This window comes from Vibrio sp. D173a, assembly GCF_030248475.1.
Window position 1 is genome coordinate 1 of the sequence record NZ_JAHGAH010000285.1, and the last position, 696, is coordinate 696.

General features: G+C 45.0%; 1 pseudogene. It reads left to right on the plus strand.

Annotated features, from left to right (window positions below):
- Positions 1 to 663: pseudogene (locus KIV40_RS24285) on the plus strand (phosphoglucomutase/phosphomannomutase family protein); the annotation flags it as partial.
- Between the last annotated feature and the right edge of the window lie 33 nt (positions 664 to 696).

The window sequence follows — 696 nt, forward strand, 5'->3', positions numbered from 1 at the left end:
GATGCAGACCGTTTAGGTATTATCGATGAGAAAGGCAACTTCATTCACCCAAACGAAGTGCTGCTTCTACTTTACTACTACTTGCTGGAATACAAAGGCTGGAAAGGTTCTGTTGTTCGTAATATCGCAACCACGCATCTACTCGATAAAGTCGCTGCTGATCATGGCGAAAAGAGCTTTGAGGTTCCAGTAGGCTTTAAGCATATCAGCTCGCAAATGGAAGCCGACGACTCGTTAATTGGTGGTGAAAGCTCCGGCGGTTTAACCATTCGAGGGCACATCAAGGGTAAAGATGGCGTGTTCGCATCTAGCCTGCTGGTTGAGATGATCAGCGTGACAGGCAAGAAGCTCTCTGAACTGCTCGACGAGATCTATTCAAAGTATGGATACGCTTATACCGCGGAAGGTGACTGCACCTTCAAACCGTCAGAAAAAGAAGCACTCTACACCAAGATATACGTAGAGAAGCAACTGCCTGAATTTGACTATGAGATAGAAAAAGTTAGCTATGAAGATGGCGCAAAAGTCTACTTCAAAAATGGTGGTTGGGTGATCGCTCGCTTCTCAGGAACAGAACCGTTACTGCGCATTTTCGCGGAAATGGAAGACAAAGACACTGCTGAACGTGTTCTTCAAAATATGAAAGCCTTCCTCTCTTTGTAATTTGCGAGGAGAGTTTTCATACCTAGATGTAAC